The following is a 26360-nucleotide window of genomic DNA, read 5'->3' on the forward strand; positions in this document are numbered from 1 at the left end:
TCATCGTTGCACCGACTTTTCGCCTTCAGATGGGGCAAAAACGACACGCTGTCCGCAAATAACAAGAAGCACCTGTGATTTATTCAAGCAGAGGTTGACTCCCACCTCCAATCATCTCTAGCAAAGTCTCGCATATTCGCACATTCTAATGCTGGGGGGCATATGGGCAGCGGGCGTAGTTGGTGGAGTGACGTTGCCCGTGGTGCGGCGTCGAGTTTTTACGGGATACTGACGGCGGCTTCGCTTGCCCTGGCGCTCGTTACCGTTTCGGTAACGGCCAGCCTCGCTCAATCTGTTTCGATGACGGCCACTCCCGACACGTTCACTCGGGTCGGCGACACCGTCCGCTTTGACTTCGTCATTGACACCGGCTCATACAGTTTAACAACGCTAGATCCCGCTAAGACGTCCATCAAGGAAAGGGACATCTCCTGTAACCCATTCAACAGCCCAACAGGAACCGGAGCGCAGCTTTTCTGCACGGCTACTTATCAAGTGGATGCTATGGATGTCATGTCCGGCCAGTTCACGGAACTAGCCTCATTCACCGGCCTCAGACTTGGCGGCATCCCTGTGTCGTTCCAAAGTAATCCGACTGTCGTTCGAGCAGTTGATGGCGGACCCGTTGTCATTTCGGTGACATCGTCGCCAAATCCTTCAATACCCGGACAAGAAGTCGCCGTGACCGCGACGGTCTCCTCGATGGGTTGCAACGCCGGCCAATCACCTTCAGGCAGCGTCAACATTTCCATCGGTTCGCAATCTGCAAATCTCGGCCTGTCGCCGACAGGGCCAGTCAGCCCGGCGTCGTCCGCCACATTTCGTACGACGACCCTTGCGTCCGGCACCTATCAGGTAAACGCATCCTATTCAGGCGGCGGCGGTTGCAGCACGGGTACAGGTTCCGGCTCAAGCCATACGGTGGACACTAATCCAACGGTGACGATCAATCAGGCCGCCACTCAGGCAGATCCGACCTCTCGCTCTCCAATCCTGTTTGATGTTGTTTTTGACAAGCCGATCGTCGGTTTTTCCGCAGCCGACATTCAGCTTTCCGGCACCGCAGGAGCGACCAATGTCGCGATCACGGGCTCGGGCCCAAGTTACCGGGTTGCGGTAACCGGAATGAGCCGCGTCGGAACCGTCACTGCAGCCATTCCGGCCGGAAGCGTGATGACGCCGGCGGGGCTTCCAAACGAAGCGTCCACAAGTTCAGACAACAGTGTGACCTATGACCCGGTAAGAATTACGCCGGTCACGATTTCAAACCCTGTTTATCAGCAGTCCTATGGGCCGATTACCCTCTCCGCGGGTGGTGGCACCGCGCCACACACTTTTGCGGTATCGGCTGGTTCGCTTCCGCCCGGTCTCTCGCTTACAACCAACGGGGAACTCAGCGGCACCCCTACCCGAAGCGGCAATTTCCCATTTACGGTGACCGCAACGGATTCCACGGGCGGTACAGGCTCGCAATCCTATACGCTGGCGATCGCCGCTCCCGTCATCGAAATCAATCCGACCAGTCTTCCCGCGGCAACCTACGATACCGCCTACAGCCAGACACTGACGGCCTCGGGTGGCGCTCTCCCCCTAGTCCTTTCAGTAACCACGGGGACTCTCCCGTATGGCTTGACACTGTCGTCCGCTGGCGTGCTCTCCGGTACGCCGTTAGCAGCAGAGAATACGGCCTTCACCATTACCGCAACGGATGCAAATGGCGAAACAGGTAGCCGGGCCTATTCCATCAACGTCGCCCCCACCGTTCCCGATGCCCCGACAGGCATCTCTGCGACCGCTGGCGATACGCAGGCATCGGTATCGTTTCAGCCTCCGCAGAAAACCGGCGGCACCTCTATTTCGTCCTACATAGTCACCGCAAGCCCGGCGGACGTCATGCCCGTAACGGGACAGAGCAGTCCAATCATTGTTAACGGCCTGACAAACGGCCAAAGCTACACGTTTACGGTGACAGCCGAAAACAGTGTGGGGGCCGGCTCTCCCTCGGCGTCATCAAACAGCGTTACGCCGCGTGCAGCCCAGACAATAACGTTCACCAATCCCGGCACGCAGACATTCGGTACAACGCCCACTCTGACAGCGACAAGCGATTCCGGCCTGACGCCTGTCTTCACATCCAGCACCACAGCCGTCTGCACGGTTACAACGACCGGCATCTTGGCATTTGTATCGACCGGCACGTGCACGATCAACGCGGATCAGCCAGGTAACGACGATTACCTCGCCGCAACGCAGGTCACGCGTAGTTTCACGGTCAACCCAGCGGCGCCCATTGCAAACGATGTTTCGGTCACGATCCTGCCGGATTCGTCGAACAACGTTCTTCCCCTTGACATAACGGGCGGCGCAGCGACCACGGTTAATGTTGCGACTGCACCGGCGCATGGAACGGCGACCGCAACTGGAACCACGATCAGCTACACGCCGGCGCCGGGCTATACCGGCCACGACAGCTTTACCTACACTGCGACCAATGTCAGCGGTCCGTCGGCACCGGCGACGGTCAACATCAATGTGACTGCAACGACGCTGGTTTTCTCGCCCGCTCCCGGACGACTGGCCGATGCTTTTACTGCAGTACCTTACAGTGCCATCATCTCGGTTTCAGGTGGACGTGCACCCTATCAGTACGCAGTCGGCGGCACGCTTCCGAGCGGCTTGAGCTTGAATGCAGCAACGGGCGAAATCGCTGGCGTGCCGACGGCGGAGGGCGTCGCAAGCTTCAGTGTCACGGTGCGAGACGCAGATGATGTAGTAGCGTCGGCGATTTACAACATCGCCGTGCTGGCGCAGGCCCCGGTCGCAACCGACAGCGCAGTGACCGTGGCTGCTGACAGTACCGGTAACTCTGTCCCGCTAAACCTTTCCGGAGGCCGGGTCGACACGCTGGTCCTCGTCGCTGGCCCGTCACACGGCACGGCAACGGTGGCCGGAACCAGTGTCACCTACAGTCCCGCAAGCGGCTACTCCGGTACCGACAGCATCACCTATACCGTCAGCAATTCGTCGGGCAGTTCCACCGCCACCATTACCTTGACGGTAACGCCACCTCCCGGCGCGCTTTCACTCTCGCCCGCCGGCGGTGCACTGAAAGATGCGATGGCGGGTGAAGCCTACAGCCAGACCATAACTGGCTCTGGCGGCACCGCGCCGCTCATCTACGGTCTCACAGGCGGAACGTTGCCACGTGGAATGGTGCTCAACGTGTCGACAGGCGAACTGACCGGGCCGCTCGAAACCGAGACAGAAGGGGATTACACCTTTACCATCCAGGTGCGGGATGCGCGCGGAAGCACGCTTTCTGTTGGCTATACGCTGAAGGTGACCCCACGTGAAGTGAGTGTCGAAGATCAGCTGATCGAGGTGAAAGACGGGGCACCGAAAAATGTCAATCTCACCGCAAAAGCCACGGGAGGCCCATTCACGGGCGCCGATCTGACGTACGTGACTCCACAAGGTGCCGGGCAGGCGTCTATCGTATATGGCGAGTTCGCGCAGGCTGGCCCGGTCCAGTCGACGGGGTTATACCTGAAATTCGTACCGAACCCTGCGTTTAAGGGCGCCGCGAGGGTCGGCTTCCGTTTGAAAACCGCAACAGGAGTGTCAAACGAGGCGACAATCACGTACGATATCAAGACATATAACGAGGATGCGGTCGAACGAGAGATAGACCGCCTCGTGCACGGTTTCGTCAGCGCAAGACAGAATCTTCTTGCTTCAACCATCAAGGTTCCGGGCCTTCTGGAACGCCGGCAGATGGCCAGTGCAACGGAGGCCGTGACCTCCCGCGCAACACCGTCCGGTGAAGGGATGGTCCTCGGCTTTTCCACCAGCCTCGCCCAGATTGAAGCTGCCCGCGAAAGGTCCGATGGAGTGACGGAGAGCGAACTGCCAGCCTTCAACATCTGGCTGGACGGTACGTTTCTCGTTCACAATCGTGATGAATCGGGTAGCAAATGGGGCAGTTTCGCCATGGTCTCGGCCGGCGTGGACTATCTGCTTTCCGACAAAGCTCTGCTGGGCTTCTCGTTTCACTTCGACCGGATGACCGACCCCACCGACGGTGACAATGAACTGACCGGCAACGGCTGGCTCCTAGGCCCGAACGCATCGCTCGAAATCGCTAAGGGAATTTTCTGGAGCAGTAGCCTTCTTTATGGAGGGTCCGCAAATGACATCGATACGCCCTTCTGGGACGGGTCGTTCGATACCACACGCTGGCTGTTCGACACGTCGATTTCCGGTCGATGGGATATTGATGACGTTACGACTTTCACGCCGAAACTTCGTGGCGTCTATTTTTCCGAGACAGTTGACGATTACGCCGTGGGGAATGATGCCGGCGACAGGATAGACTTGGAAGGTTTCCGCGAAGAACAGCTCCGCGTTAGCCTCGGCGCGGAGGTGGCCCGTCAGATTGCGCTTGAGAACGGCTCGATCGTCACACCGAGATTCGGGGGTACTGTCGGCGTCTCAAGTCTTGACGGATCTGGCGCATTTGGCTCCCTCGCGACGGGTGTTTCCATGGAGACGGCGGAAAACTGGTCGCTTGATGCAGCACTCCTTTTCAACATCGAGGGCGATGGGGAAACCTCGGCAGGCGCGAAACTCGGCGTCAGCAAGAAATTCTAGGCGCAAAGGCAAGTAAACCGAAGCGCCGTCCCGTTGGCTGGCCTGCCTCACCACCGCGGCGGCACGCCGTTGGCATGACATCAAAAAACCACTTGACCTCAACCGCGATAGAGGTCCTAGAAGTACTGTCACCTTGATTTCGCAAGGCTCTTTCACGCTCTTGAGCGAACAGTTGACAAAGGAATACCCCATGGCTTTCCAGCTTCCCGACCTGCCCTATGCCCATGATGCGCTCGCCCCCTCGGGGATGTCCGAGGAGACGCTGAAGTTCCATCATGATCTTCATCACAAAGCCTATGTCGACAATCTCAACAAGGCGATATCAGGGACCGAGTGGGAAAACAGGAACCTCGAAGAGATCGTCCGAGGCACCTATGAAAAGGGTGCGGTGGCACAATCCGGCATATTCAACAACGCCTCCCAGCACTGGAACCACACTCTCTTCTGGGAAATCATGGGGCCTGAGCATCATGCGATGCCCAAGGTGCTGGAAGAGGCGCTGACACAGTCCTTCGGCTCGGTAGCATTGTTCAAGCAGAATTTCGCCCTTGCCGGCGCTTCCCAGTTCGGCTCCGGCTGGGCGTGGCTGGTGGTTGATACCGATGGTTCTCTGCAAATTACCCGCACTGAAAACGGGGTCAATCCGCTGTGCTCCGGACAGAAGGCGCTTCTTGGCTGCGATGTGTGGGAACACAGCTATTACATCGATTTCCGCAACAAGCGCCCGGCCTATATCGAGAACTTCCTCGATAATCTGGTGAACTGGCAGGCGGTCGCCGGTCGTCTCTGACCTGATTGAACCAATCTGGCCGGCGCCGCTACCTCGTGCGGCCTGTCGGCTCAGGCGCAGCCGGACAGCCGCCGTCCGGCTGCCATTCCGTTCGAGCACCCAGATGCCCTATGTCGTCACCGAAAACTGCATCGCCTGCAAATATATGGACTGTGTGGACGTCTGCCCGGTCGAATGTTTTTATGAAGGCGAGAACATGCTCGTCATCCATCCCGATCAATGTATCGACTGTGGCATTTGCGAGCGAGAGTGCCCCGCCGCAGCGATCAGGCCAGATACGGAGCCGGGACTGCACGTCTGGCTCGACCTTAACCGCCACTATTCCGGCATCTGGCCGCGCGTGCATCAAAAGAGAGCGCCGCCAGACAATGCCGATATCATGAATGGCGCGGCGGCCAAGTTTTCCATTTTTTCGAAAAATCCGGGAGCGGGCGGTTAGCCCGGCGTCGCATGTCTCATAATCTCAAGCTTATCGATGGCGGTGCGGTCAATCACGCGCATTTTCCGCTTAGAGCCTCCGCTAGGCCGGCCGTCTCACCACGTGAGTTCAAGGACGCGATGAGCGCCCTCGCCTTCATCGTCGCGGTGGCCTCATCCGCCCATGGGGATGAGCGGATCGGACGCACGATCACCTCCTTCATGCCGCTCAGCGCGGAGCCACCGCTTCTGATGATCTCCATCGACGCCAGCAGCCGTATGGTCGACCTCATAGCCGCAAGCCGGCGGTTTTCTGTCGCCGCGCTGTCCAGGGGCCAGGAAGAGATCGCCGACGTTTTCGCGGGGAAGGGAAACCTGCCGGATCGGTTTTCGATCGGCCAGTGGGATTCCTGGCCTTCAGGAAGCCCTCGGCTTGCCGGGGCGCTACTCTCCCTTGATTGCGAGCTCGTCGGCTCCGTTGATGCCGCCGACCACATCCTGTTCGTTGGCGCCATCACCGAATCGATCCCGGATCCCTCACGCAAAGCCCTGCTCTGGAGCGATCGCTCCTATACCGGCAGAGAGACGAGGGGCTAGCGATCCAGGGTTCCTCCCGACGACCTCAGATGCACAGCGTCTTTCAGACGGCTTTAACACTCCCACAAAGTGGCGAGAGCCTGGCAGTCAATTATGGGATTTTGCGGCCTGGTAGAACACAGCCAGCGACCCCATACCTGCCGCAGCAGATTTATTACCGAGCCTTTAGGCATATCACCGTCCTGTCGTCACTGAATTCGCCCGTTGTGGATCCCTTCACCGACGGGTAGTCGCTGAGCTTGTGAAAATCTGCTGCCTCGACGCGGGCAAATTCCGCTTCCCAGTCTGCGACATCGATGCCGCTTGGCAATGACAGATAACCATCAGAGAAAATTTCGAGGCTTGTGACCGTGTCCTTGGCAAGGGTTAGATCGACCAAGCCCTCCCCTATCACCTGCCCACCGTTGATCGACGCGTAACCGAGAACATGGCCCTGCCTGTTTGCATAATGTGGCTGGACACGAATGCCGCCCATCAGAAACTCTTCGACCGCTTCCATATCGTTTTGAAGGCCGCTTGCGACAGCCGCGGCGGCGACGACTTTTTCGGCTTCCGGCATCGTCATGATGCCAGCTTTAACAGCAGCGTGAAGGCCGGAAAATATGGTGGCGCGGGTTTTTGCCTCAGCAGCATCGCCGTCCCCATGTGTCGCCAGGAGCCCTTTGAAAACATGAATTCGCGCCGACGTGCTGACCTTGTCTATCAGCTTGGCGTGCTGCAGCAGGCGGGTACCGTTGATACGCACACCAGAATCGCCGGCCAGAAGCAGGCGAAAACTGTCACCCAGATCTGCGACAATCGCGAGCGTTGTGGATGGTGGATGGCTTGCATTGATGCGCTTCGCCTCGCATTTCAGGAGGTCGCTGATACTTTGAAACAGAGCTGCCGCCTCACAGCTTTGCAAGGTGCCCTTTATGCTCATCTCGGCGACCGCGTTTGCTGCGGCAAGTGCGGCGATACGGCCGGAACTCAGCCCGTCGTAACTTGCTCCGGTCGGATCGGTCGCACCGTCGAAAACAGCCAGAACCCGGCCGGGAAGAAGAACTGCCACGTCGTCCCCCGGCGTTGCGGCGTTCTTGTATTTCGATTGCGAAAAGCTCGCGATATTCATTTTGTTGATTTCCTTGCAGAGGGGAGCGGACGGGACACGTCGGTCACCGCAGCTATTATCTTTACTGGGGTGTAAGAGGTCAGACGAAGGAAGCTTCCTTGTCTTCCGAAAGGCGAAAGACGACGAAGACACAGATCCCGGTGCTAACCAATAGTACGGTCGAAAGCGCGGCCGCAGTCCCGAATTCACCGTCGATTACCTGGATGTAGATCAGGACCGGCATGGTAATCGTGCGCGCCGTATAAAGGATCAGCGTCGAGGAAAGTTCGTTGATGGCGGTGATGAAGCTCATCAGCGAACCGATGATGAGGCCTGGCAACATCAATGGCACCGTCACCGACAGAAATGTCTTTGCGGGTGAAGCTCCAAGATTAACCGCCGCCTCCTCGATCGATGGCTTGATCTGCCTGAGGATCGATGTTGTGGATCGGACGCCATAGGGCAGCCGGCGTATGAACACCAGAAGAATGATGATGAGCGCCGTCCCAGTGATATCGAAAGGAGGATATCGGAACGTCGTGACGTAACCGATCGCCATAACGACGCCCGGAATGAGATACGGCACCATCAACAACAGATCGAGCGAGCCGGAAACGGCATTATCGCGCCTAACGACGATAAAGGACAGGAGTCCGGAGACGACCGCGATAAGCACCACTGCGGCCAGTGCGAAGGTAAAGCTGTTGGCGATGGCCTGAGGGGAATCCCTCAAGATGCGAGCATAGCTGTCAAACCCGAAGCCACCGGAAAAGACGGGGCCGTTCGTCGCCAGGAAAGATGTATAGATGACCGTTAGAGAAGGTAGCATGGCAATGAACACTACCAGATAGCAGAAACCGTGAACGATGAATGACTTCAGCGGGCGCATCGACTGCTTAACGGGTCGGTTGGTCAGGGAGCTGGCGTAACGGCGCTTGGCGAGAATGTGCCGTTGGAGAAGAAGCGCTGCCATGGAAATCCCGATCATTACCATTGAAATCGTGACGGCCATGGTCGGCGTGCCCGCCATTTCGGAGGTATATTGCGCATAAGCAATCGTCGACAGCGTCCTGATGCCCTTGCCGAGAATGGCGGGTGTTCCGAAGTCGGCGATGGAAAGCACGAAGCAGATGATCGCACCTGTGCTGACTGCTGGAAAAACAAGGGGCAAGGTGATTTTGCGGAAACGCTCAAACGCCGTGCAGCCGAGGTTTTCCGCCGCATCCTCATAAGACTTGTTGATGGTGTTCAGGGCATTTTCCGTCATCAGGAAGATATAGGGGAAGAACTTCAGGCTGAAGACCATGACGATGCCGGGTATTCCATAAATCGTTGGCAATGAGATGCCGGCAAAAGACAAAAGGTTGGTGACCGCACCGTTGGCACCGAACAGCATGATCCAGGCATAAGCACCGATGAAAGGCGGTGCGCAGAGAACAAGAACTGCAAAGGTCGCGATGAATGTGCGTCCCTTGATGCGATAACGCGACGTGCAAAATGCAAGCGGGATCCCAAGAAGACAGGCACCGAGCATGCCCAGGACGCCGATCAGCAATGTGTTCCAGAGGGCCACGGTGTAAAACCGGCGCGTGAACACCTCCGCGTAGTTGCTGAGCCCGAACGCACCGGTCTTCGCATCAAAAAAGCTGATGAAAAACACACTGAATATCGGAAGGATCAGGAAAATTGCCAGCAAGATCACGGCAAGCGCCGTGACACTTGTCCAGAAACCCGGCAGCCGCAGGCGAAAACCTCCAGGCGTTGAAGTGGCGGTCATATCCGTCATGACAAGCGCTCCCCCGTCACACCTTCACCGAAAAGCTGAGTATCGGCCGCCCGCCAGGAAAAGGTTGTCTTCTGGTTCGGCTCAAGGGCGATGATCTCTGGTGACGGCTTGGTGATTGCCTCGATCTCTTCACCCGAGGAGAGTAAGGCCGCTACGTTCATTTCACGTCCGGTGAAACTGACCTGACGGATGGTCACGGGCAGGTCGATGCGGTCTTGAGCAGAGATCGCGGAAAGACCCACTGAAATCGCCTCGGGGCGGATCGCTGCGACGACCTTCCGTTCCCGTGAAATCGCATCCGCTTGCGGCAGTGCAACCTTGTGGCCTGACAGGAATATCTGCCCGCCCGTGCGATCAAGCGTCAGGAAGTTATTGGCTCCAACGAAAGACGCGACGAAACGGTTAGAGGGATTATTGTAGACTTCCCAGGGTGGCGCAGCCTGCTGAATTACTCCCCCATACATGACGCAAACCAGATCGGACATGGCGAGCGCCTCTTCCTGATCATGGGTAACATAGACCGTCGTGATGTTCATGGCCTGCTGGATTTCACGCAGTTCCCGCCGCAGGTCCACGCGCAGTTTGGCGTCGAGGTTGGATAGCGGCTCGTCCATCAAAAGCACTTTGGGATTAATGACCAGTGCGCGCGCGAGGCCCACACGCTGCTGCTGGCCGCCGGAAAGCTCGTGCGGCATGCGCTTGGCATACGGAGCAAGCTGCACGATATCGAGGATCTTGGCGACTCGTTCGCGGATCTCGGCGGACGATGCCTTACGTTGCTTCAGACCGAAGGCAATATTATCGAACACCGAAATATGCGGAAAAACTGCATAATCCTGAAACACCATCCCGACATCACGCTTATGGGCGGGCACATGCTCAATCGCCTGTCTTTCGATGCTGATGCTGCCACTGTCCTGTTGGTGAAACCCGGCGATCGTGCGCAAAAGGGTGGTCTTTCCACAACCGCTCGGGCCAAGCAGCGTGAAAAATGATCCCGAAGGAATTGAGATGCTGATGTCGGAAAGTGCAACGACATTACGATAGCTTTTCTTGATGCTGTTAATCTCAACGGCGGCCATGTGCTGCTCCAAGATATATCCTGCGCGGCGCGCGACCACGGTGGACGGAATGAAAATGTGGATGTGAACGAGTAGAGGGGGACGGCGCGTGATGCGCCGCCCTATGCTCTTACTGGACGTCGAGAAGTATCTCGTTCCATTTTTCCATCAGGCGCGATCGGTTGTCGGCAGCCCACTTGAAATCGTATTTCGCATCAGGAACATCCGAGAGCGGAACAAGTGCCGCGTTTGCCGGAACATCGGTTCGTACCGACCGACGGCCGGCTTTCACCACGACTTCCTGCGCTTCCTTGGACACGATGAAATCGATGAAAGCCTTGCCGTTCTCGGCGTTCGGCGCACCCTTGACGAGCGCCATACCATCGGGCGCTATTGCCGTGCCTTCTTGTGGGTAGACAATCTCGACCGGAGCGCTGCCTAGCTTGTAACGCAGAGCGGCATCTTCGAGCGTAATGCCTACGGCCTGCTCGCCATCATTGACAAAACGTGGAACGGCGCCGGAAGAGGTGGATAGGACAGAGTTACCAAGGATACCGGTATAGATCTCCCAGCCCTTCTCCTCACTGTCGAAGTCCTGCAAGACAGTTGCCATCTGGATGTATGCTGAACCAGATTGATCAGCGCGGGCCGAGGAGATCAGGCCCTTATATTCAGGCTTGGCGAGATCGGCCCAGGACGTCGGAACCGGCGCGCCTTTCAAAGCCTCTTTGTTGACAATGAAGGCTGTCACGACAGCTGTGAAAGGCACCCAGTTCGCACTCGGCGAAAAAGCTGTGTTGATCGCGGCCGCTTCGACAGGCTTGTAAGGCTCGAAAAGATCAGCGGAGAAGTCGATGACGGTGCCGTCAACGCTCCAGATCACGTCGCCCCCCGCCTTGCCGCTTTCTGCCTTAATGCGGTTCATCAGCTCGCCGGATCCAGCTTTAACAAGCTCCACCTTGGTGCCGGTCTTCTTTTCAAACATTGGCAACAACTCGTCCATGAGCTGCTGCGGCGCTGCCGAATACACCACGACAGTGCCTTGTGCGTGGGCGAGTGCGGCGCTTGCTAGGAATGCTGCGCCAGTAAAAAGGCGCGCGAAAATAGTGCATGATTGACGCATGAGGATCTCCGTTTTTTGTTCCCTGACAGACGAGGACTTGCGACAGGTTCTTGCTATTTTTGGTGTCGTTGCTCGTTGTCTGATATTTATTTTCTTTACGTAAATTAATAAGTCAAGCGGCGATCGGTTCTAAAATTCCTAAAGGCCCTAGTTCATTGATAAAACGGGGAATTAAGGAAACTCAATTCGCCTCATACTGGCTCGATATGCCTCTGACTCATCGAAATTTGCTGTACAACCGCTTGGTTTGCGCTATTCATCCGGCGTAACGTCTCGCAGGAGAATGGTTTGATCGACCTCGGCTACAATGAGCGGCGACTGCTTGAAATCTTGCGCGGAAAGGGAGGCATGTCGCGTATCGAGCTGGCACGCGAGATGGATGTTTCTGCACCGACCCTAACACGCCTGACCGCAAATCTTCTCGAATCCGGCCTGATCCTCGAGGCGGAGGAAGCTCGCAGTGGCGGCAAGCGCGGCAAACCCTCCACGGCAATTGAAATAAACCCGAATGGACTATTCACTCTGGGGGTCTATTTCAATCCAGACGATCTGCGTGTTTGTATCGCCGATCTGAACGGCACGATCAGGCAGGAAATTCGGTCCGAACTCGAAGGGCACAGTTTCGAACACATCATGGAAATGGCTGAAAGGGCTTCCCGCCAAGTGCTGGAAAAGGCTAAAATAAGAAAGAAGGATGTCCTGGGTTGCGGCATCAGCTTTCCGGGCCACTTCAAGCGCGATCGAGGCCATGTGTTTCGCATCAGGCAGTTCGAGAACTGGCGCGATATAGACGTCGAAAAGGACTTCCAACCCTATTTCGATTTCCCGGTCTTTCATGAAAACGACGGCAACACCGTCATTCTCTCAGAGCTTTATTACGGTGCGGGCCGCAGTATCCGTAACTTTGCGATGATCTGGTTGACATATGGTATCGGCGGCGCCGTCGTGGTGCAGCGTCATCTTTATCGCGGCACGAACGGAAATGCTGGCGAGTTTGGTGGCCTGTTTCCCAAATCACATCCTCGTCCCTCCGGACAGGATCTTTGCGACACGCTCGCCGCCCACGGGGTGGGTGTCCGGCGCTTAAGGGATATTGATGAAAGCTATCGCGACCATCCGGCGGTGGTTACCTGGCTTGAAAGGGCAACGGACCAGCTGCGGGTGTTGGCTCTGACCGTCGCCCGCACGATGGATCCCGGCGCCATCATTTTTGGCGGATCACTGCCCGATTGGATTCTCGACCATATCGTGGAGCGCATCGGGTCGCTGGAAATGCTTGGCGAGGATTTCTTCGTGGAGCCCCCCGAAATACGCAAATCGATGATGAGTGACTTGCCGCATCTCGGTGCAGCCAGCATACCGATCTACCGTGCCACGACGCCCAGCTATTATTCAGGTAGAGCGCTGAAGGGATGGGCTTAGCCGCTGTTAGCCGGTAGCCGTCTGCCCAATAAGAGCCGCCGAAGATCCGCGGCGCCTACTGTGGAGCGAACCCGCCTATTCCGCCCCTCCCTCGCGGTAAGCCGGGACGGCCCTTACCGCATGACCGGCAACGGCTGGAAAAATCCTGCCTGCTGTCGGCGTCTGTCGCCATTTGCGCGGGCAAAGACGCCAGGAGCGACACCGCTTCTTCTGCGGAAAGCGGTGCTGAATGCACTGACGGATTCATAGCCGATCTCCTCCGCGATATCATCGAGGGACTTCACCCCGCGTATCAGCGCGTCCCTGGCCAGCGCCATCCGCCAGCGAGCCAGATACTCAATCGGCGCGCAGCCTAGCATTTCATTAAATCGTGCTGCGAAGGCCGAACGCGACATGCCGGCGATGCGAGCCAGTTCGGCCACGGTCCAATTCACACGTCTATCGGCGTGCATGGCGGACAATGCGCGGGCAAGCCCCGGCAAGCGCATTCCCTTCACCAGTCCTGCAGGAATGGCCTCGTTACCGGCGTTCGGCCGACGTAGCACTTCAACCAGCAAAACCTCCAGCATGCGCCGTATGATCAAATCCTTGCCCACATCCTCGCGCGCGCACTCCTCCGCCAGCAACTCGATCAGACGCGCCAGCCTGGATGCTCCACCCTCTCCCGCAGGCACATGGATCAACTCGGGCATCAACGAAAGCAGCAGCGCCGCGTTGATCCGCTCGAACGTGAAACTTCCTCCCAGCGCAACAAAATCGGGTTCCCCATGCTGTTGCCCATGCCGCACCGCCTGATCTTGCGGCTCGACCGGAATGCAGTCGACGTCGCCGTCGCTGCAAAGCGAGAAGGCGGGCGTTGACGGCAAAAGCAGGAAATCGCCACGCGCCAGCCGCAGAGGTTCCCGGCCATCGATCATAAGCCATGCCGCACCGACCAGCACGACGGCAAAGCCCGGGGCGTCATAGGCGCGATAACGCACGCCCCATCGGCCTCGTCCGGAAATCGGCTTCGAAACGGCCGCGCTCGGCCGCAAAAGATCGATAATATCGCTGAGAGGATCCATTATCTGGACGATCAATAATAAATTGTGGTGTTACGAGCATATATCATCCAGAGCACATCGTCTATCTCCGGCCATATCAAACAAAGGAGATTATGATGACCAGAACGATCCTCATCACCGGCACCTCATCGGGCTATGGCAAGGCAACCGCAGAGCTCTTTCTTTCGCGTGGCTGGAATGTCGTTGCCACCATGCGGCATCCGGATCCCGACCGCTTCGTTGGCGATACTGCGCGGTTGCGCGTCCTGCCGCTGGATGTGACGGACGAACAAAGCATCGCGGCGCTGATCGATGCGGCAGGTCCGGTCGATGTGCTGGTGAACAATGCCGGCATCGGTATGGTCGGCGCTTTCGAAGCGACACCCATATCGGCAATCCGCACGATCTTCGAGACCAACAGTTTCGGTGTGATGGCGATGACGCAGGCCATAATCCCGCAGATGCGAAAGCGCAGATCCGGCACCATCATCAACGTAACATCCAGCGCCACGCTCGCCTCTTTCCCGCTCGCCGCCGCCTACACTGCCAGCAAGCAGGCAATCCAGGGCTTCTCCGGCTCGCTCGCGCATGAACTGGGTCATTTCAATATCAGGGTAAAGCTGGTGGAACCGGGCTATGCCCCGACCACCCGCTTCACGACAAACGCCATCCTTCCGCTGGAGCAACTGCTGCCGAAAGACTACATGGATTTTGCAGGACCAATCCTTGAAGGCTTCGCCAAACCGGCCATGACGACCAGCGAAGGCGATGTTGCCGACGCGATCTGGAGCGCCGTCCATGACCTATCCGGCCAGCTTCGTTTTCCCGCAGGTCCTGATGCAATTGCGCTGTCCCGGGCGAACTGACGACCGATAGCGGCCCGACCGGACATTGCTCGGTTGCGGCGTTTCAGCCGGCTGATATGCAGATGGCAGATGTTTCAACACATCTGCCATCGACTTTACCAGGACGATGGCGACGGCGCTTCGAGACGCTTGCTCATCTTGCCCATGCTCTACCGGTCGCGGCGGGGGCCGTCTTTAGCCAGCCGGTGAAAGCTTCGACCTCATCCGTCTGGATCGCTCCGACGCCGGCCCCGGCGAGAGCGCCCCACACGGCTTCAGGGTCCGCCAGCGCGCGCGTGTCGTTGAAATCAAGGCAATGGGCGACGTCGAGCGTGTTGATCCAGAGACGGATGTTCTGGCGCTCCATCTCGGCACGACCTTCAGCGAGATCGGCTATATCGGTGAATTTCACTTCGATCATCGGCGCACACAACGCCTCGATACGACGCAAATCCTCCGCAAACTTGCCCTTCCGCACCGGGAACATCGGCATGTGTGGGATCTTGCCGAACCAGTGCGCATCCAGCACCTCGAAACGGGCGGCTTCCGGGTCGACATCGGTCTTCACTAGCACCTGATCCTGAATGCCGAGCCGCAGCACGGTTTCCATGACCAGTGGCAGATCGCGGGCGAATTTGGTGTCGATATTGACGGCGATCCGGCCGCGCGCCTCTTCCAGCAATTCTTCCAGCGTCGGCACGCATTCATCGGTCACCTCGGCCGCATCGCCACCCGCACCGGCCTTCAGTCTTGCAGCGCGGACCACCTCGAAGGGCAGCGCATTCACGACGCCCTTCCCCGTCGTCGTGCGGTCGATTGTCCCGTCGTGAATCACGACCAGCTGGCCATCGGCCGTCGCCTGCGTGTCGATCTCGATCATCTCTACCCCCGCTGCAACCGCGGCACGGACGGAAGCCAGCGAATTTTCGGCGGTGGCGGTCCAGAAACCGCGATGGGCAATGGTCAGAATGGCCGGATTGTCGCGCGAGCAGAGCGCAAGGACATTGCAGGGGCTGGAGGTATTTCGAGAGGCGGCAAGGGTTTGATGCATGATTTTCACTTTCAGACGTTGTGTTTACCGGCGCTGGTTGCCGGTGTCAGACTTTCCCAGTGCCGCGGCCGAGGCGGCTCCTGCGAACCGGTTGTTGAGCGTCTGGATTTAATACACTCATAGTGTATTATTTATAACAGGATCCATGAAAAGTTATGTCAGCCACGGTGGTCCGCATTGCAGCCGCCCCGCACAGCCATTATCCAGAGCGATGACCATGGATCAGACCCAGCCCCAGAGTTTCGACCGCCAGCCGCTTGCCAGCGAAAACGAGCGTCTCATTCTGGATATCGTGCGCCGCCAGGGGCCCATTGCCCGCGCGTCGATCACCGGCCACACGAACCTGACCCAGCAATCCGTGCACCGCCTGATCGAGGGCCTGCTGGAGCGTGGGCTTCTGCGTACCGGCGCACCGATCAAGGGCACACGCGGCCAGCCGAGCCCGACCATCGAACTCGTGCCGGAAGCGGCTTACTCTCTTGGCATTTCCATCAACACCGACTCCCTGGTGATCTGCATCGCCGATTTCCGTTGCGATGTCATTGTCGAGGAAAAGCTGAAGATGCTTCCGGAGGACCGGGAAGAGACGCTCGCGGCCTTGTCGTTGGCGCTCGAACGGCTGCTGGCGGAACATGGCATTCCGCGCGAGCGACTGCTTGGTCTCGGTTTTTCCATGTCCGGCTTTTTCGTGTCGGAGGACCGCGCCTTCAACGCGCCTGAACCTCTTCGCGACTGGTCGCTGATGGACCTGAAGCCTATCCTTGAGAAACGGTTCCAACTGCCTGTCTGGCTGGAGAACAACGCCACCACGGGCGCGATCGGCGAAAGCCTTCGAGGTGTCGGCTCCTGGTGTCAGACCTTCGCCTATCTGTCCTTCAATTACGGCTTCGGCGGCGGCTTGATCCTCGGCGGGCAACCGTTCCACGGCTTCCATGGCAATGCCGGCGAATTCAGCGGCATATACAGCCCGGATGAATCGCCCAAACGGCCGGCCCTGCAATATCTGATCGCCACCCTGCAGAAAAACGGTGTCGACATTCACTCGATCGAACCGCTGTATCAGCAGTTCGACCCCACATGGCCGGGCGTTGAGGAATGGCTGAACGAGACCATGCCGCAGGTGGACAGGCTAGTAGCGAGCCTGATCGCGGTTCTCGATCCGCAGGCCATCGTCTTCGGTGGACAATTGCCGCGCGCACTTGGCCAGATGATGATCGAGCGCACGCACATGCCTTCCCAGCGCGAACACCGTTATGGCGTCGGACCGAAGGAGGCCAAGCTGGTTCTCAGCGAAACAAAGGGCGATCCATCCGCCATAGGTGCGGCGCTGCTGCCGCTCGGGGTGCGCTATTTCCTGTAACTCAGCCCAAGCGGCCTGATGTAATCCCGCAACAATCATAACGGAAACGTGAGCCTGATTTCGCCCCCGGTTTTTTACTGGTTGGCAGCTTGCATCCAAGGGCGATAAATATGATTGCAACTATCATGTTTATGACATGACGCAGCATATCCTGTTGCTTCATGCGTCAAGCCAGTACGCCACCGGGTCGATTGATGAGCAAAGCTCTGTTACAGGTTCTCGATGCCGACGAGGAAAGCCGCCTGATGCGGTTTTTCCGCCGGCGCCTGCAGAACCGGGAAGACGCTGCCGACGCCATGCAGGAAACCGTGCTGCGGGCGCTGGAGGTTTCTCATGCCACGCTGATCGACAATCCACAGGCCTATCTCTTCCAGATCGCCCGGTCCGTCGCCCGCCTGACAGCCATTCGCCAGTCGCGAGAGCGGCCATTATTCGCACCCTACGAAGCGGGTTTTGCCGTTGCCTGCGAAGAGCCGGGGCAGGAGCGGATCGTCGCCGGGCGGCAGCACCTTATTTTAATGGCACGGGCCATCGAGGCCCTGCCCAAGCGTTGCCAGCAGGTCTTCGTGCTCAGCCGCCTGCATGGCCACTCCAACGGCGAAATCGCCGCCCGTCTCGGCATTTCCCGCAATATGGTGGAAAAACACATCATCAAGGCGCTGCTGCACTGCCGTCAGGTCCGCGCGCAAATAAAAATGTAGACCGTCATCAGGTGTTCGCATCCTTTTTCACTCTATACGGGAGAGGGGACACATCTCAGCACGCAACGAACGGCAGATCAGGACATGAACAAGCGCCCGGACGGTCTGAAGGATAAAGGCTTGACCGATGACGGTCTGGCCGAAGAGGCCGCGCTTTGGGTGGCGCGCATGCAATCGGCAGATGCGACGGAGGCGGAGCGCGAGGCGTTTCATGTCTGGCTGCGGGCCGACGCCGCCCATGCCAGCGCCTATGAGGACATGCAGAGCCTCTGGGGCGAGCTTGGCGATATAGAGCTTGCGCCGGTTGAACAGCGAAAACGGCGCGGACCTCGCCGGGCAATGCTGGCGGGTGTTGCCGGTCTCTGCCTCATCGGGCTTGCAGCGCTGGTTGCGGAGAAAAGCGGATTGAAGGACCGCTGGCAGGCGGATTTTTACACCGAAATCGGCGAAACACGCCTGCTTTCGCTCGAAGACGGCAGCCGCATCAGCCTGAACACCGATACCGCGATTTCGGTTCATTATTCGCAAAAGGAACGGCGCATCACCCTTCTTCGCGGCGAAGCCTATTTCGATGTCGCCAAAAACCCGGAGCGGCCCTTCATCGTCGAGGATGGAGCGCTGACGGCAAAAGCGCTCGGCACCCATTATTCGGTGCGCACCGGCAATGGCGCGCTGCCGCAGGAGGTGCAGGTGGAGGAAGGCCGGGTGGAGGTGACCACAGGCGCCGAGATCGCCGTACTCACGCCCGGAGAGGCCGTGACCCTTGGCGGCGACGGCCGGCTGATGCGCGCCCGCAAGGATGTCGCCAAAAGCATGGCCTGGCGCGAAGGCAAGCTCGTCTTCTCCGGCCAGCCGCTACGCGAGGTTCTCGATATTCTCTCGCAATATCGCCGGGGCCGCATCGTCATCCTCGATGAGGCGGCGGCGAGGCAGCACGTCTCCGGCATCTTCGATCTCAAGGACACAGATCAGGCCCTCACCATTCTCGAAGAGAGCCTTCCCGTTTCGGTATCGCGGCTTTCCGGAATGCTGGTTTTCGTCCGCTCGCGATAAAATAGCTTTTTTCGCAGATCCGACGTCAGGAGTCGGTCCGCCTTTTCACTCTATGCAATCAGGACCCGTTTCAGCGGGGGGCATGAGATCACGAGTGAGAGGGAATGACATGAATTTGGGTAAGCAGGCACGCGGCTGGTTCTGGCTGACGACGACGGCGATTATCGGGGGCATCGTCTCGGCTGGTCCGGGCGCCACGACCGCCAGCGCGCAGACACCGCCCGCCGCAAGCGGCGCACCCGCCACCGTCACCGTCTCCATTCCCGCAGGGCCGCTGGAAAACGCCATTCTCAGCTTCGGCCGCCAGGCCAATCAGCGCATGGTCTACCCCTCCGCGATCACCAGGGGTCGCAGCACGGTCGGCGTCAAGGGCACGCTCAGCGTATCGGCGGCAGTCAGCGGGCTTCTGGCCGGATCGGGACTGAACTATGCATTGGCCGGCGGCAATACCGTCCGCATTTTCGATCCCGCCAGCCAGACCGCCGAAAGCGGCGGTTCGGCTGCCGCCGGCAGCACCCTGCTTGCGCCGATCACCGTGCAGGGCACCGGCCTTGAAGGCGCCAGGGGCATCATCGAGAGCGATGGCTATGTCGGCAAATCCGGCCGCACCGCCACCAAGACCGATACGCCGGTTGCCGAAACCGCCCAGTCGATCACCACCGTCAGCCGCAAGCAGCTTGACGACCTGAAGCCGCAGAACCTCTCGGAAGCGCTGAACTACACGCCCGGCGCGCGCATCGGCCAATATGGCGCGGAGCCGCGTTTCGACGCCTTCAAGGTGCGCGGCACCGATCTCAGCACCACCGGCATCTTCCGCGACGGCCTGCGGCAGGTCAGCAGCCAGAACGGCAGTGCCCGGCTCGAGCCCTATGGCGTGGAAGCTGTTTCCATCCTGCGCGGTCCCGCCGCCTCCATCTATGGTGCAAGCAGCTCCGGCGGCATTGTCGATATCATCTCGAAACGCCCGACCGAAGAGACGCTGCGCGAGGTGGAGCTGCAATATGGCTCCTTCGGCCGCGTGCAGGGCGCTTTCGATCTTTCCGGCGCCGTCGATGACGACAAGACCATGCTTTACCGCCTGACCGGGGTGGCCCGCGACGGCCGCAACGAGATCAGCGCCATCAAGGACGACCGGCTGTTCATCGCGCCGGCCTTCACCTTCCAGCCGGATGCCGGCACCAAGCTGACGTTGCTCGGCGAATATATGGACAGCACCACCGGCGGCACCTGGGGATACATCAACAATTACGGCAGCGACGGCAAGTCGATCGGCGCGACGCGGGTTTATGGCGGCGATTCCCGTTTTAATGATTTCGAGCAGAAACAATGGCGTATCGGCTATGAGTTCGAGCATGAAATCAACGACAACGTCACCTTCTACAGCAAGGCGCGTTATTCGGCCCTTTCGGCCGACCAGCAATGGGTCTTCGCCAACTATCCCGGCATCACCATCGAGGACAATGAAGGCGTCTCCGCCGACAATTACTTGAAGACAGAATTCGACACAGGCCAGGCGAAACATACGCTGCTGACCGGTATCGACTTCAGCCACATGTCCTACACCTCAAAACAGGGCAGCGGCGCCAGCCCCTTCACCGACACCTTCACCTATGTGCCTGATGTGTCGCTGATACTGAAGCAGAGGATGAACACGCTCGGCATCTATGCGCAGGATCAGGTCGAAATCGACCGCTGGCGCCTGACGACCGGCATTCGTCACGACTGGCTGGACACCGAATATCAGACCCAGACCGTCGGAGACGCAGCGGCTCCCATCTATGATGGCGATGAAACCAAGACGACCGGCCGCGCCAGCCTCGGTTATGTCTTTGACAGCGGCGTGATGCCCTATATCAGCTACGGCACCTCCTTCGTCGCCAATCCGGGCGTCATCATCACCACGGGAACGGTAACGGGACAGGCGCAGCCGACGCTCGGCAAGCAATATGAGCTCGGCGTGAAATATGCCCTGCCGCAATATAACGCCCTGCTGAGCGCCGCCTTCTTCAATCTCGATCAGGACAATGCGACGGTCTATGAGACCTCGTCCGGCATCAACCTGCTGCGCCAGCTCGACCTGCGCTCGCGCGGCGTGGAACTCGAAGCCACGGCCTCGCTCGACAATGGCTGGAGCCTCATCGGCTCCTATTCCTATAACGACGTTGAAATTACCAAACTGACGTCGGAAACGGTGGGCAAGCAGCTCAATTCCTCGCCCTATCACACCTTCTCGCTGTGGGCCGATTACGAGTTCCAGAGCGGTGCGCTCGAAGGCCTCGGCATCGGCGCGGGCGTTCGTTACGTCGGATCGAGCTTCGGCGACAACCAGCACACCCCCATTCTTGACAATGAGGCCCGCACCTTCGTCGACGCCTCGCTGCGCTACGATCTCGGCAAGGCCCTGCCCTCGCTGGAAGGCGTGAAATTGCAGATCAACGCCACCAACCTTCTCGACGAGGTGAAACAGGTCTGCACCACAGGCTTCTGCTATTATGACGAAGGCCGCAAGGTCGTCGGCAGCATCCGGTATCGCTTCTGATGCTGCAGCAGAACCCTGCCACAACCAAGCCGTCGCCGGCCGCCGTCTTCGTGGCGGTCGGCGGGCTTTATGTCGGCCAGAGCGTGATTGGCGGGCTGACCTTTCTCGGCCTGCCGGCGGTGCTCAGAACCGCCGGACTGCCGCTGGACCAGATCGGCCTTCTTTATCTCGTCGTTCTGCCCTGGGCGCTGAAATTCCTCTGGTCGCCGCATGTGGAGCGTTACCGGCTGCCGCCCGTTGGCAGGAACCGGTCGCGGGTGATCATCGGCACGGGCATCGCCGCCTGCGCCTGCGGCCTCGCTGTTCTTGCTTTCACCGGCCCGTCGCCGGTTTCCGTCGCAATCGCCATCCTGTCGGTAATCGCGCTGGTGACGGCGACAGTCGACATCGCCTGCGACGGCTATGCGGTCGAAACGCTGGCGGAAGAGCATCATGGATGGGGCAACGCCGCACAGGTAGGCGGCTCCTATCTCGGCTCCGCTATCGGCGCCGGCCTGTTTCTGGTGCTGGTGGACCGCGCCGGCTGGACGAGCGCCACGCTGGTCATGGCCGGGCTGGTCATCCTGCTCGCGCTCCCCTTCCTGCTCGGCCCGGCGGCAAGAACGGTCCCGCAAACACGGGACCACCTGCCATCGATCAAAAACGCGCTCAAGCGACGGGAAGTCCGCACCGGCCTTCTCGTAGCGGCCGTTTATGTCGCGGCGCAGAAATGGGGTCTGGCAATGCTCGGCCCGTTCCTGGTCGATTACGGTTTCGATCTCGCCACCATCGGCGCACTGAATGGCGTGGGCAGCATGATCGTCGGTTTCGCCGGCGCGCTGCTCGGCGGAACGCTGGTACGCCTCTACGGGGCGTCACGAATCCTGCTCATCGCCATCTTCGTGCAGACTGCGCTGTTGTGCCTTTTCGCCTATTTCAGCGTTCATCGCGATATTTCGCAATGGGTCGTCATGGCGGTTGCGGTGGCTAGCTCGTCGGGCATCATGTCCATCGGCTTCGTCGCGCTTTACGCCTGTTTCATGGGCTGGTCCGACCCCCGGCAGGCCGGGGTCGATTTCACCCTGTTCCAGTGCATGGATGGCGTTGTCGGCATGATTGGCGGGCTGGGCGCAGGCGCGATTGCCGAGAAATTCGGCTATCAAGCCTCCTTCATCATTGCCGCCATCGTTTCGGTGCTCGCCGCACCGGTCATCTTCCTGCTGATGCGGCGGCAGGATTCTTGAACCAACCTCTGGGCGCGGCGGCTTAAACCGCGCCCGGCAGGCCCCTTGCATCGGCCTATTCCACCACCACCGACAGTGCCGAACCGGTATAGACCGGCCGCACCCTCACATTGCCCGCATCTATCGTGGCGAATGTCCCGGTCAGGCCGTTGGCAGAGATCACGTCGAGCCGCGTGCCGGCGGCTGGCGCGCCGCCATCGAAAGCGAGCTTCAGCGTCGCGCCATCTAGCATCGCATTGCCCTTGATCCGAAGCGCAGTCTTCTGCGGGTCGACCGCCAGCGTGCCGCCCGACTGCGTATAATCACCGCCGATCACGACATCCCTGCCCGCCGCAAGCGAGAGCGTGCCGCCCGCGACCAGCACATTACCGGTTCCAAGCGCATCGGCGGAAGACGCAACCAATGTTCCGTCCCTGACAATCGTGCCGCCGCCATAGCTATTGTTGCCACTGAGCGTGAGCGCCCCACTGCCGGATTTGACGAGACGCCCTGCCCCGGCAATATCATTCGTCCAGCGGTCTTGCGCATTGAAGCCACCGGCCGCAGCGTCCATCGTCACTTCGACATCGCCGTCAAAGGCACCATAACCACCGGCAGCGGCCACCAGATTGATGCGGCCCCAGCCGTTGCTGTCATCGAGCAGCGGATAACCCGCCTCGATGCCGGTGGAAAACAGCACGGCGCGACGTTGTGCGGCATTAAGATAAGGCAGGCGTGTTTCGAGCAGAACCTCGGCGCCCTTCGGCACCACCATGGGTGCATGGCCCCAAGCCGTGTTGCGACTGAAGGAGTAGGTCATGCGCCGGCGATAATCGGCCTGGTTTTTCGCCGCATCGGCATAGGGGTCGCTTTCCAGACCCTCGCTATGGGCGAACTGGATCAGAGACTGGCCCTGCGGCAGGCGTTTTACGAAATAGGCCTGCAGGTCGTAATGCGCCGCCTTTTTGACCTCTGCGTTCTTTGGATCCTGCAAGACGGCAGCGGCGATCGCAGTTGCCGTTATGCGGCCACCGATCACATCGACGGGGGAATGCATGCCGGCAACGATACGGCTTTCGCCCAGTTGCGAAGCCGCCGTCAGCAACTCGGAAAAACGCTCCGGCACGGCATAAGCATAGGCAATCGCGGCAAGATAGGCGGCATTGGTGTGGCCGCTTGGAAAACCGCCATCCTTGCCACGGCCGCGATTTTCGCGCGCATATTTCAGCGCCGGGACAACAATGCCGGCACTGGATTCGTAGCCTTCGAAGGTACGATCGCCGATGGTCTCGGTCCCCTTGTCGACAACCTCACCCTTATCGTTCATCCGCCACGGGCGCGGCGAGGAATAAAAGTATTTCGCGGGCGATGTCGTGGCTTCCGGTCCGCGGATCGCCTTCATCAAGGCCACGACGCTCTTTAACTCGGATTCGGCCGTTCCGGCTTCCGTACCCTTGTCCTCCTCCTTGCGGGTAATCACCTCGTTCGGATCGAAGTCTGCAAGTGTATGGTTGATCGTGGTGGTCGCACCCGACCCCTCACGATACCAATCGGCAAGCGGTCCCATGCCGTTGATCACGCTGTAGCTCTGCGAGCGCCGATCATTCATGTAGGCATTGAAAGCGGCGGCGGTCGTGCGGTTTTCCCCGGTCACAGACAGCACATAGCGCATGTTTTCCTGCCAGATCGCGGGATTAACGGCCTTCGCACGGCTAAAATCCGTCGGACCATCGCCGTTGGCGCCACCAGCGGCCCATTTCTCATCGCCAAGCGTCCAGATCCGGTTGAAGCCTGAGAGGATTTTGATGACGGGATTGTCATGGTCGTCATAGGCACGGACATCCTCGCCCTTCTCATTCTTGCCCGTCTGGTTGCGATAATTATCGGCAAGCGGCAGCGGGTAGGCCGCAGTCGGCTCCGTCACGGCGATGGCATAGCCCTGACCAGCCGGTGCCTTGCTATCGAATGCTTCGGCGCTCGAAACGAGCACCAGCAATGCAACGGAGGCAAGCAGTGCCGAGCGTGCGGAGGGAATGGACGACATCTTCAATTTGGGCATGATGAATCCTGTGATTTGACGCGTGACGAAAGGGGAGCGCGCAAAGCCTCGGCGCGCCGTCAGCTTTAAGCCGGGCATATGGCAGTTTTTTTTCGGCATGCTGATTAAGATAGATCGCATGTGAAAGAGCGGCCGGCAGATGAAGGCGCGATTTGCCCGACGCGTCGCCCCGGGCAGATCGACTTTTTATCTCGAAGCGGCGCTCTTATTTCTTGACCGCGACAGCCTCGTTGATCTTGGCGATGTCATCTTCCAGAACCTTGTAGGTCTGATCGAGCGTCAACTCACCGACGATAAGCTGGCTCATGCGCTGCACGATCTGTTGATACATGGCGCTGCCACCCTTGGCGCGTTCGAAATCACGCGCGGCCTGCGGCACGTTCTTTTTGTTATCGAGGAAGACCTGCATCGCCGCCTTGGCGTTTTCGCTCTTCAGCTTGTATTGCGGATTGGCGATCTCCGCACCCGTCAGAATGACGTAGTTTTCAGCAATTTCCCGCTGCACCTTCTCCGAGCCCAGGAATTCGATGAAATGCGCCACATCTTCAGGGTATTTGGTGCGTTTAAAGCCAACGATCGCGGTGCCACCAGGCATCGCGTAGCATCCCGCATCACCGCAGGGAGCATTGATCGCGGTCCATTCGAAGGTGTCGCCGATCTTGTTCTGGAACGGATTGACCATCCAATTGCCGGCGAGATACGTCACGACATTGCCGTTGACGAACTCATCACCCATGTTCTTGTACTGCGAACCGCCCGCCGCACCCCACATTTCCTTGGGGAAGCTGCCGTTTTGCGTCCATGAGAAGAGATCGGCGATGTATTTTTTCGCCGCATCGTCGGGGAAACTGAACTTGCCGTCCTTTACATAGGTGGAGCCGTAAGAGAAGGCGCCGCCAGAGAAACGGTGGCCGGACCGGTCCATGGTGAAGGGGATTTGCACGCCCGTCGCCTTGGCAACACGGGCGGATGCCTCGACGATCTCGCTGAATTTGGCGGTCGGGCCGGGCAAGGGTTCGCCGGCCTGCTCGAACAGCGTCTTGTTGACGAAGGGCAGGTTTAGCGTCTGCGACGCCATGTAGCCATTGATCGACTTCGGATCGTTGACATTGGGCAGGCGAAGCTGGTCGAGGCTTACACCATGCAGTTTCGCGAAGGCGTCCGCATCCTTCATGTAGGGCCGCATGTCGAGATAATAGGGCGCGAGCTGCCAGTCGGTGATCTTGGCAATATCGGGACCCTCGCCCACCGCCAGCTGCACCGGCAGCTGCTTGGAAACGGCATCATAACCCGACGATACGAAATTGATCTTCACGCCGGGATTGGCCGTCTCGAACTCCTTGCTGAGCGCTGCCATGCGCTGCACATAACCCTGATCGTCATCGGTAAAAAGAAACGTGATCGTGCGGGTCTCGGCCTGCGCGGCAGAAAGACCGGCAACGGAGGCAAATACCAGGGCGCTGATACCCGAAAACAATTTCATCATGCTCATCCTCCCAATGAAAAGATTTTCATAAATCGAACGAAAGCTCCTCTGCTTGGTTCGATTTATGATGTTTTGCGGCTTGACA

The 26360-nt window shown here is 58.9% G+C and carries 19 protein-coding genes; 11 read left to right on the top strand and 8 right to left on the bottom strand.

Translation table 11 applies throughout. From position 1 onward, the window contains the following. Nucleotides 1-162 precede the first annotated feature (162 nt). The 4 genes from K7A42_RS04170 to K7A42_RS04185 all read left to right on the top strand — a co-directional run bounded on the left by K7A42_RS04170 (nucleotide 163) and on the right by K7A42_RS04185 (nucleotide 6454). Complete coding sequence (locus tag K7A42_RS04170) at nucleotides 163-4650, top strand: putative Ig domain-containing protein (RefSeq protein WP_282454889.1); 4488 nt, start codon at nucleotides 163-165, stop codon at nucleotides 4648-4650. A gap of 190 nt (nucleotides 4651-4840) precedes the next feature. Next, entirely contained in the window at nucleotides 4841-5440 is a 600-nt protein-coding gene (locus K7A42_RS04175; protein ID WP_004438975.1) for a superoxide dismutase, read from the top strand. A gap of 103 nt (nucleotides 5441-5543) precedes the next feature. Continuing rightward, complete coding sequence (gene fdxA / locus K7A42_RS04180; protein WP_004438973.1) at nucleotides 5544-5879, top strand: ferredoxin FdxA; 336 nt, start codon at nucleotides 5544-5546, stop codon at nucleotides 5877-5879. An 11-nt stretch (nucleotides 5880-5890) separates the two neighbouring features. After that, nucleotides 5891-6454 carry a flavin reductase family protein gene (locus tag K7A42_RS04185; protein WP_174151540.1) on the top strand — a complete coding sequence of 188 codons (564 nt, stop codon included), beginning with the start codon at nucleotides 5891-5893 and terminating at the stop codon, nucleotides 6452-6454. A 154-nt stretch (nucleotides 6455-6608) separates the two neighbouring features. Here the strand turns inward: K7A42_RS04185 and K7A42_RS04190 are convergent, their stop codons facing one another. The 4 genes from K7A42_RS04190 to K7A42_RS04205 all read right to left on the bottom strand — a co-directional run bounded on the left by K7A42_RS04190 (nucleotide 6609) and on the right by K7A42_RS04205 (nucleotide 11514). Next, nucleotides 6609-7565, bottom strand: coding sequence for a hypothetical protein (locus K7A42_RS04190; RefSeq protein WP_004438967.1), 957 nt, complete (start codon nucleotides 7563-7565; stop codon nucleotides 6609-6611). Nucleotides 7566-7644: 79 nt separating this feature from the next. Further along, nucleotides 7645-9330, bottom strand: coding sequence for an ABC transporter permease (locus tag K7A42_RS04195; protein WP_006697278.1), 1686 nt, complete (start codon nucleotides 9328-9330; stop codon nucleotides 7645-7647). Then, a complete protein-coding gene (locus K7A42_RS04200) occupies nucleotides 9327-10412 on the bottom strand; it encodes an ABC transporter ATP-binding protein (RefSeq protein ID WP_174151541.1) in 1086 nt (361 codons plus the stop codon). The genes K7A42_RS04195 and K7A42_RS04200 overlap by 4 nt, the downstream gene beginning before the upstream one ends. 109 nt (nucleotides 10413-10521) lie before the next feature. Continuing rightward, a complete protein-coding gene (locus tag K7A42_RS04205) occupies nucleotides 10522-11514 on the bottom strand; it encodes an ABC transporter substrate-binding protein (RefSeq protein ID WP_174151542.1) in 993 nt (330 codons plus the stop codon). A gap of 288 nt (nucleotides 11515-11802) precedes the next feature. Here K7A42_RS04205 and K7A42_RS04210 point away from each other — a divergent pair, with 288 nt between their 5' ends. Next, entirely contained in the window at nucleotides 11803-12936 is a 1134-nt protein-coding gene (locus K7A42_RS04210) for an ROK family transcriptional regulator (RefSeq protein ID WP_108081245.1), read from the top strand. 113 nt (nucleotides 12937-13049) lie between these two features. On the opposite strand, the gene K7A42_RS04215 is transcribed toward K7A42_RS04210, so the two are convergent. Next, on the bottom strand, nucleotides 13050-14000 hold the full coding sequence (locus K7A42_RS04215; RefSeq protein ID WP_174151543.1) for an AraC family transcriptional regulator: 951 nt from the start codon (nucleotides 13998-14000) through the stop codon (nucleotides 13050-13052). Nucleotides 14001-14095: 95 nt separating this feature from the next. Between K7A42_RS04215 and K7A42_RS04220 the strand changes: the two genes are divergently transcribed. Next, on the top strand, nucleotides 14096-14845 hold the full coding sequence (locus K7A42_RS04220; RefSeq protein ID WP_174151544.1) for an SDR family oxidoreductase: 750 nt from the start codon (nucleotides 14096-14098) through the stop codon (nucleotides 14843-14845). 133 nt (nucleotides 14846-14978) lie between these two features. Here the strand turns inward: K7A42_RS04220 and K7A42_RS04225 are convergent, their stop codons facing one another. Next, nucleotides 14979-15875 carry a glycerophosphodiester phosphodiesterase family protein gene (locus K7A42_RS04225; protein WP_174151545.1) on the bottom strand — a complete coding sequence of 299 codons (897 nt, stop codon included), beginning with the start codon at nucleotides 15873-15875 and terminating at the stop codon, nucleotides 14979-14981. Between the two features lie 211 nt (nucleotides 15876-16086). Here K7A42_RS04225 and K7A42_RS04230 point away from each other — a divergent pair, with 211 nt between their 5' ends. The 5 genes from K7A42_RS04230 (at nucleotide 16087) to K7A42_RS04250 (ending at nucleotide 22751) form a co-directional block, all read left to right on the top strand. Next, nucleotides 16087-17235, top strand: coding sequence for an ROK family transcriptional regulator (locus K7A42_RS04230; protein WP_174151633.1), 1149 nt, complete (start codon nucleotides 16087-16089; stop codon nucleotides 17233-17235). A gap of 194 nt (nucleotides 17236-17429) precedes the next feature. Then, the gene (locus K7A42_RS04235; RefSeq protein ID WP_006697272.1) at nucleotides 17430-17936 is read left to right on the top strand and encodes a sigma-70 family RNA polymerase sigma factor; all 507 of its coding nucleotides are present in this window, start codon (nucleotides 17430-17432) and stop codon (nucleotides 17934-17936) included. Between the two features lie 84 nt (nucleotides 17937-18020). Next, entirely contained in the window at nucleotides 18021-18989 is a 969-nt protein-coding gene (locus tag K7A42_RS04240; RefSeq protein WP_045534443.1) for a FecR family protein, read from the top strand. 109 nt (nucleotides 18990-19098) lie between these two features. Then, nucleotides 19099-21528 (top strand): TonB-dependent siderophore receptor, encoded by a 2430-nt coding sequence (locus K7A42_RS04245; protein WP_174151546.1) that lies wholly within the window; start codon nucleotides 19099-19101, stop codon nucleotides 21526-21528. Further along, complete coding sequence (locus tag K7A42_RS04250; protein WP_174151547.1) at nucleotides 21528-22751, top strand: MFS transporter; 1224 nt, start codon at nucleotides 21528-21530, stop codon at nucleotides 22749-22751. The genes K7A42_RS04245 and K7A42_RS04250 overlap by 1 nt, the downstream gene beginning before the upstream one ends. 55 nt (nucleotides 22752-22806) lie before the next feature. On the opposite strand, the gene K7A42_RS04255 is transcribed toward K7A42_RS04250, so the two are convergent. Together K7A42_RS04255 and K7A42_RS04260 are read right to left on the bottom strand one after the other, a co-directional pair. Further along, the gene (locus tag K7A42_RS04255; protein ID WP_174151548.1) at nucleotides 22807-24789 is read right to left on the bottom strand and encodes a phosphatase PAP2 family protein; all 1983 of its coding nucleotides are present in this window, start codon (nucleotides 24787-24789) and stop codon (nucleotides 22807-22809) included. A 205-nt stretch (nucleotides 24790-24994) separates the two neighbouring features. Next, nucleotides 24995-26275 (bottom strand): ABC transporter substrate-binding protein, encoded by a 1281-nt coding sequence (locus K7A42_RS04260; protein WP_174151549.1) that lies wholly within the window; start codon nucleotides 26273-26275, stop codon nucleotides 24995-24997. Nucleotides 26276-26360 lie beyond the last annotated feature (85 nt).

The sequence above is a fragment of the Agrobacterium sp. InxBP2 genome (assembly GCF_026191755.1).
In the GTDB taxonomy this organism is placed as follows: Bacteria; Pseudomonadota; Alphaproteobacteria; order Rhizobiales; family Rhizobiaceae; genus Agrobacterium; species Agrobacterium pusense.

Excerpts from the sequence above, each read along its gene's own strand:
- K7A42_RS04190 (WP_004438967.1), bottom strand. The coding sequence starts at position 7,565 with ATGAATATCGCGAGCTTTTCGCAATCGAAATACAAGAACGCCGCAACG.
- K7A42_RS04215 (WP_174151543.1), bottom strand. The coding sequence starts at position 14,000 with ATGGATCCTCTCAGCGATATTATCGATCTTTTGCGGCCGAGCGCGGCC.
- fdxA (WP_004438973.1), top strand. The coding sequence starts at position 5,544 with ATGCCCTATGTCGTCACCGAAAACTGCATCGCCTGCAAATATATGGAC.
- K7A42_RS04220 (WP_174151544.1), top strand. The coding sequence starts at position 14,096 with ATGACCAGAACGATCCTCATCACCGGCACCTCATCGGGCTATGGCAAG.
- K7A42_RS04205 (WP_174151542.1), bottom strand. The coding sequence starts at position 11,514 with ATGCGTCAATCATGCACTATTTTCGCGCGCCTTTTTACTGGCGCAGCA.
- K7A42_RS04235 (WP_006697272.1), top strand. The coding sequence starts at position 17,430 with ATGAGCAAAGCTCTGTTACAGGTTCTCGATGCCGACGAGGAAAGCCGC.
- K7A42_RS04200 (WP_174151541.1), bottom strand. The coding sequence starts at position 10,412 with ATGGCCGCCGTTGAGATTAACAGCATCAAGAAAAGCTATCGTAATGTC.
- K7A42_RS04230 (WP_174151633.1), top strand. The coding sequence starts at position 16,087 with ATGACCATGGATCAGACCCAGCCCCAGAGTTTCGACCGCCAGCCGCTT.
- K7A42_RS04245 (WP_174151546.1), top strand. The coding sequence starts at position 19,099 with ATGAATTTGGGTAAGCAGGCACGCGGCTGGTTCTGGCTGACGACGACG.
- K7A42_RS04195 (WP_006697278.1), bottom strand. The coding sequence starts at position 9,330 with ATGACGGATATGACCGCCACTTCAACGCCTGGAGGTTTTCGCCTGCGG.
- K7A42_RS04185 (WP_174151540.1), top strand. The coding sequence starts at position 5,891 with ATGTCTCATAATCTCAAGCTTATCGATGGCGGTGCGGTCAATCACGCG.
- K7A42_RS04175 (WP_004438975.1), top strand. The coding sequence starts at position 4,841 with ATGGCTTTCCAGCTTCCCGACCTGCCCTATGCCCATGATGCGCTCGCC.
- K7A42_RS04240 (WP_045534443.1), top strand. The coding sequence starts at position 18,021 with ATGAACAAGCGCCCGGACGGTCTGAAGGATAAAGGCTTGACCGATGAC.
- K7A42_RS04250 (WP_174151547.1), top strand. The coding sequence starts at position 21,528 with ATGCTGCAGCAGAACCCTGCCACAACCAAGCCGTCGCCGGCCGCCGTC.
- K7A42_RS04170 (WP_282454889.1), top strand. The coding sequence starts at position 163 with ATGGGCAGCGGGCGTAGTTGGTGGAGTGACGTTGCCCGTGGTGCGGCG.
- K7A42_RS04225 (WP_174151545.1), bottom strand. The coding sequence starts at position 15,875 with ATGCATCAAACCCTTGCCGCCTCTCGAAATACCTCCAGCCCCTGCAAT.
- K7A42_RS04255 (WP_174151548.1), bottom strand. The coding sequence starts at position 24,789 with ATGCCCAAATTGAAGATGTCGTCCATTCCCTCCGCACGCTCGGCACTG.
- K7A42_RS04260 (WP_174151549.1), bottom strand. The coding sequence starts at position 26,275 with ATGATGAAATTGTTTTCGGGTATCAGCGCCCTGGTATTTGCCTCCGTT.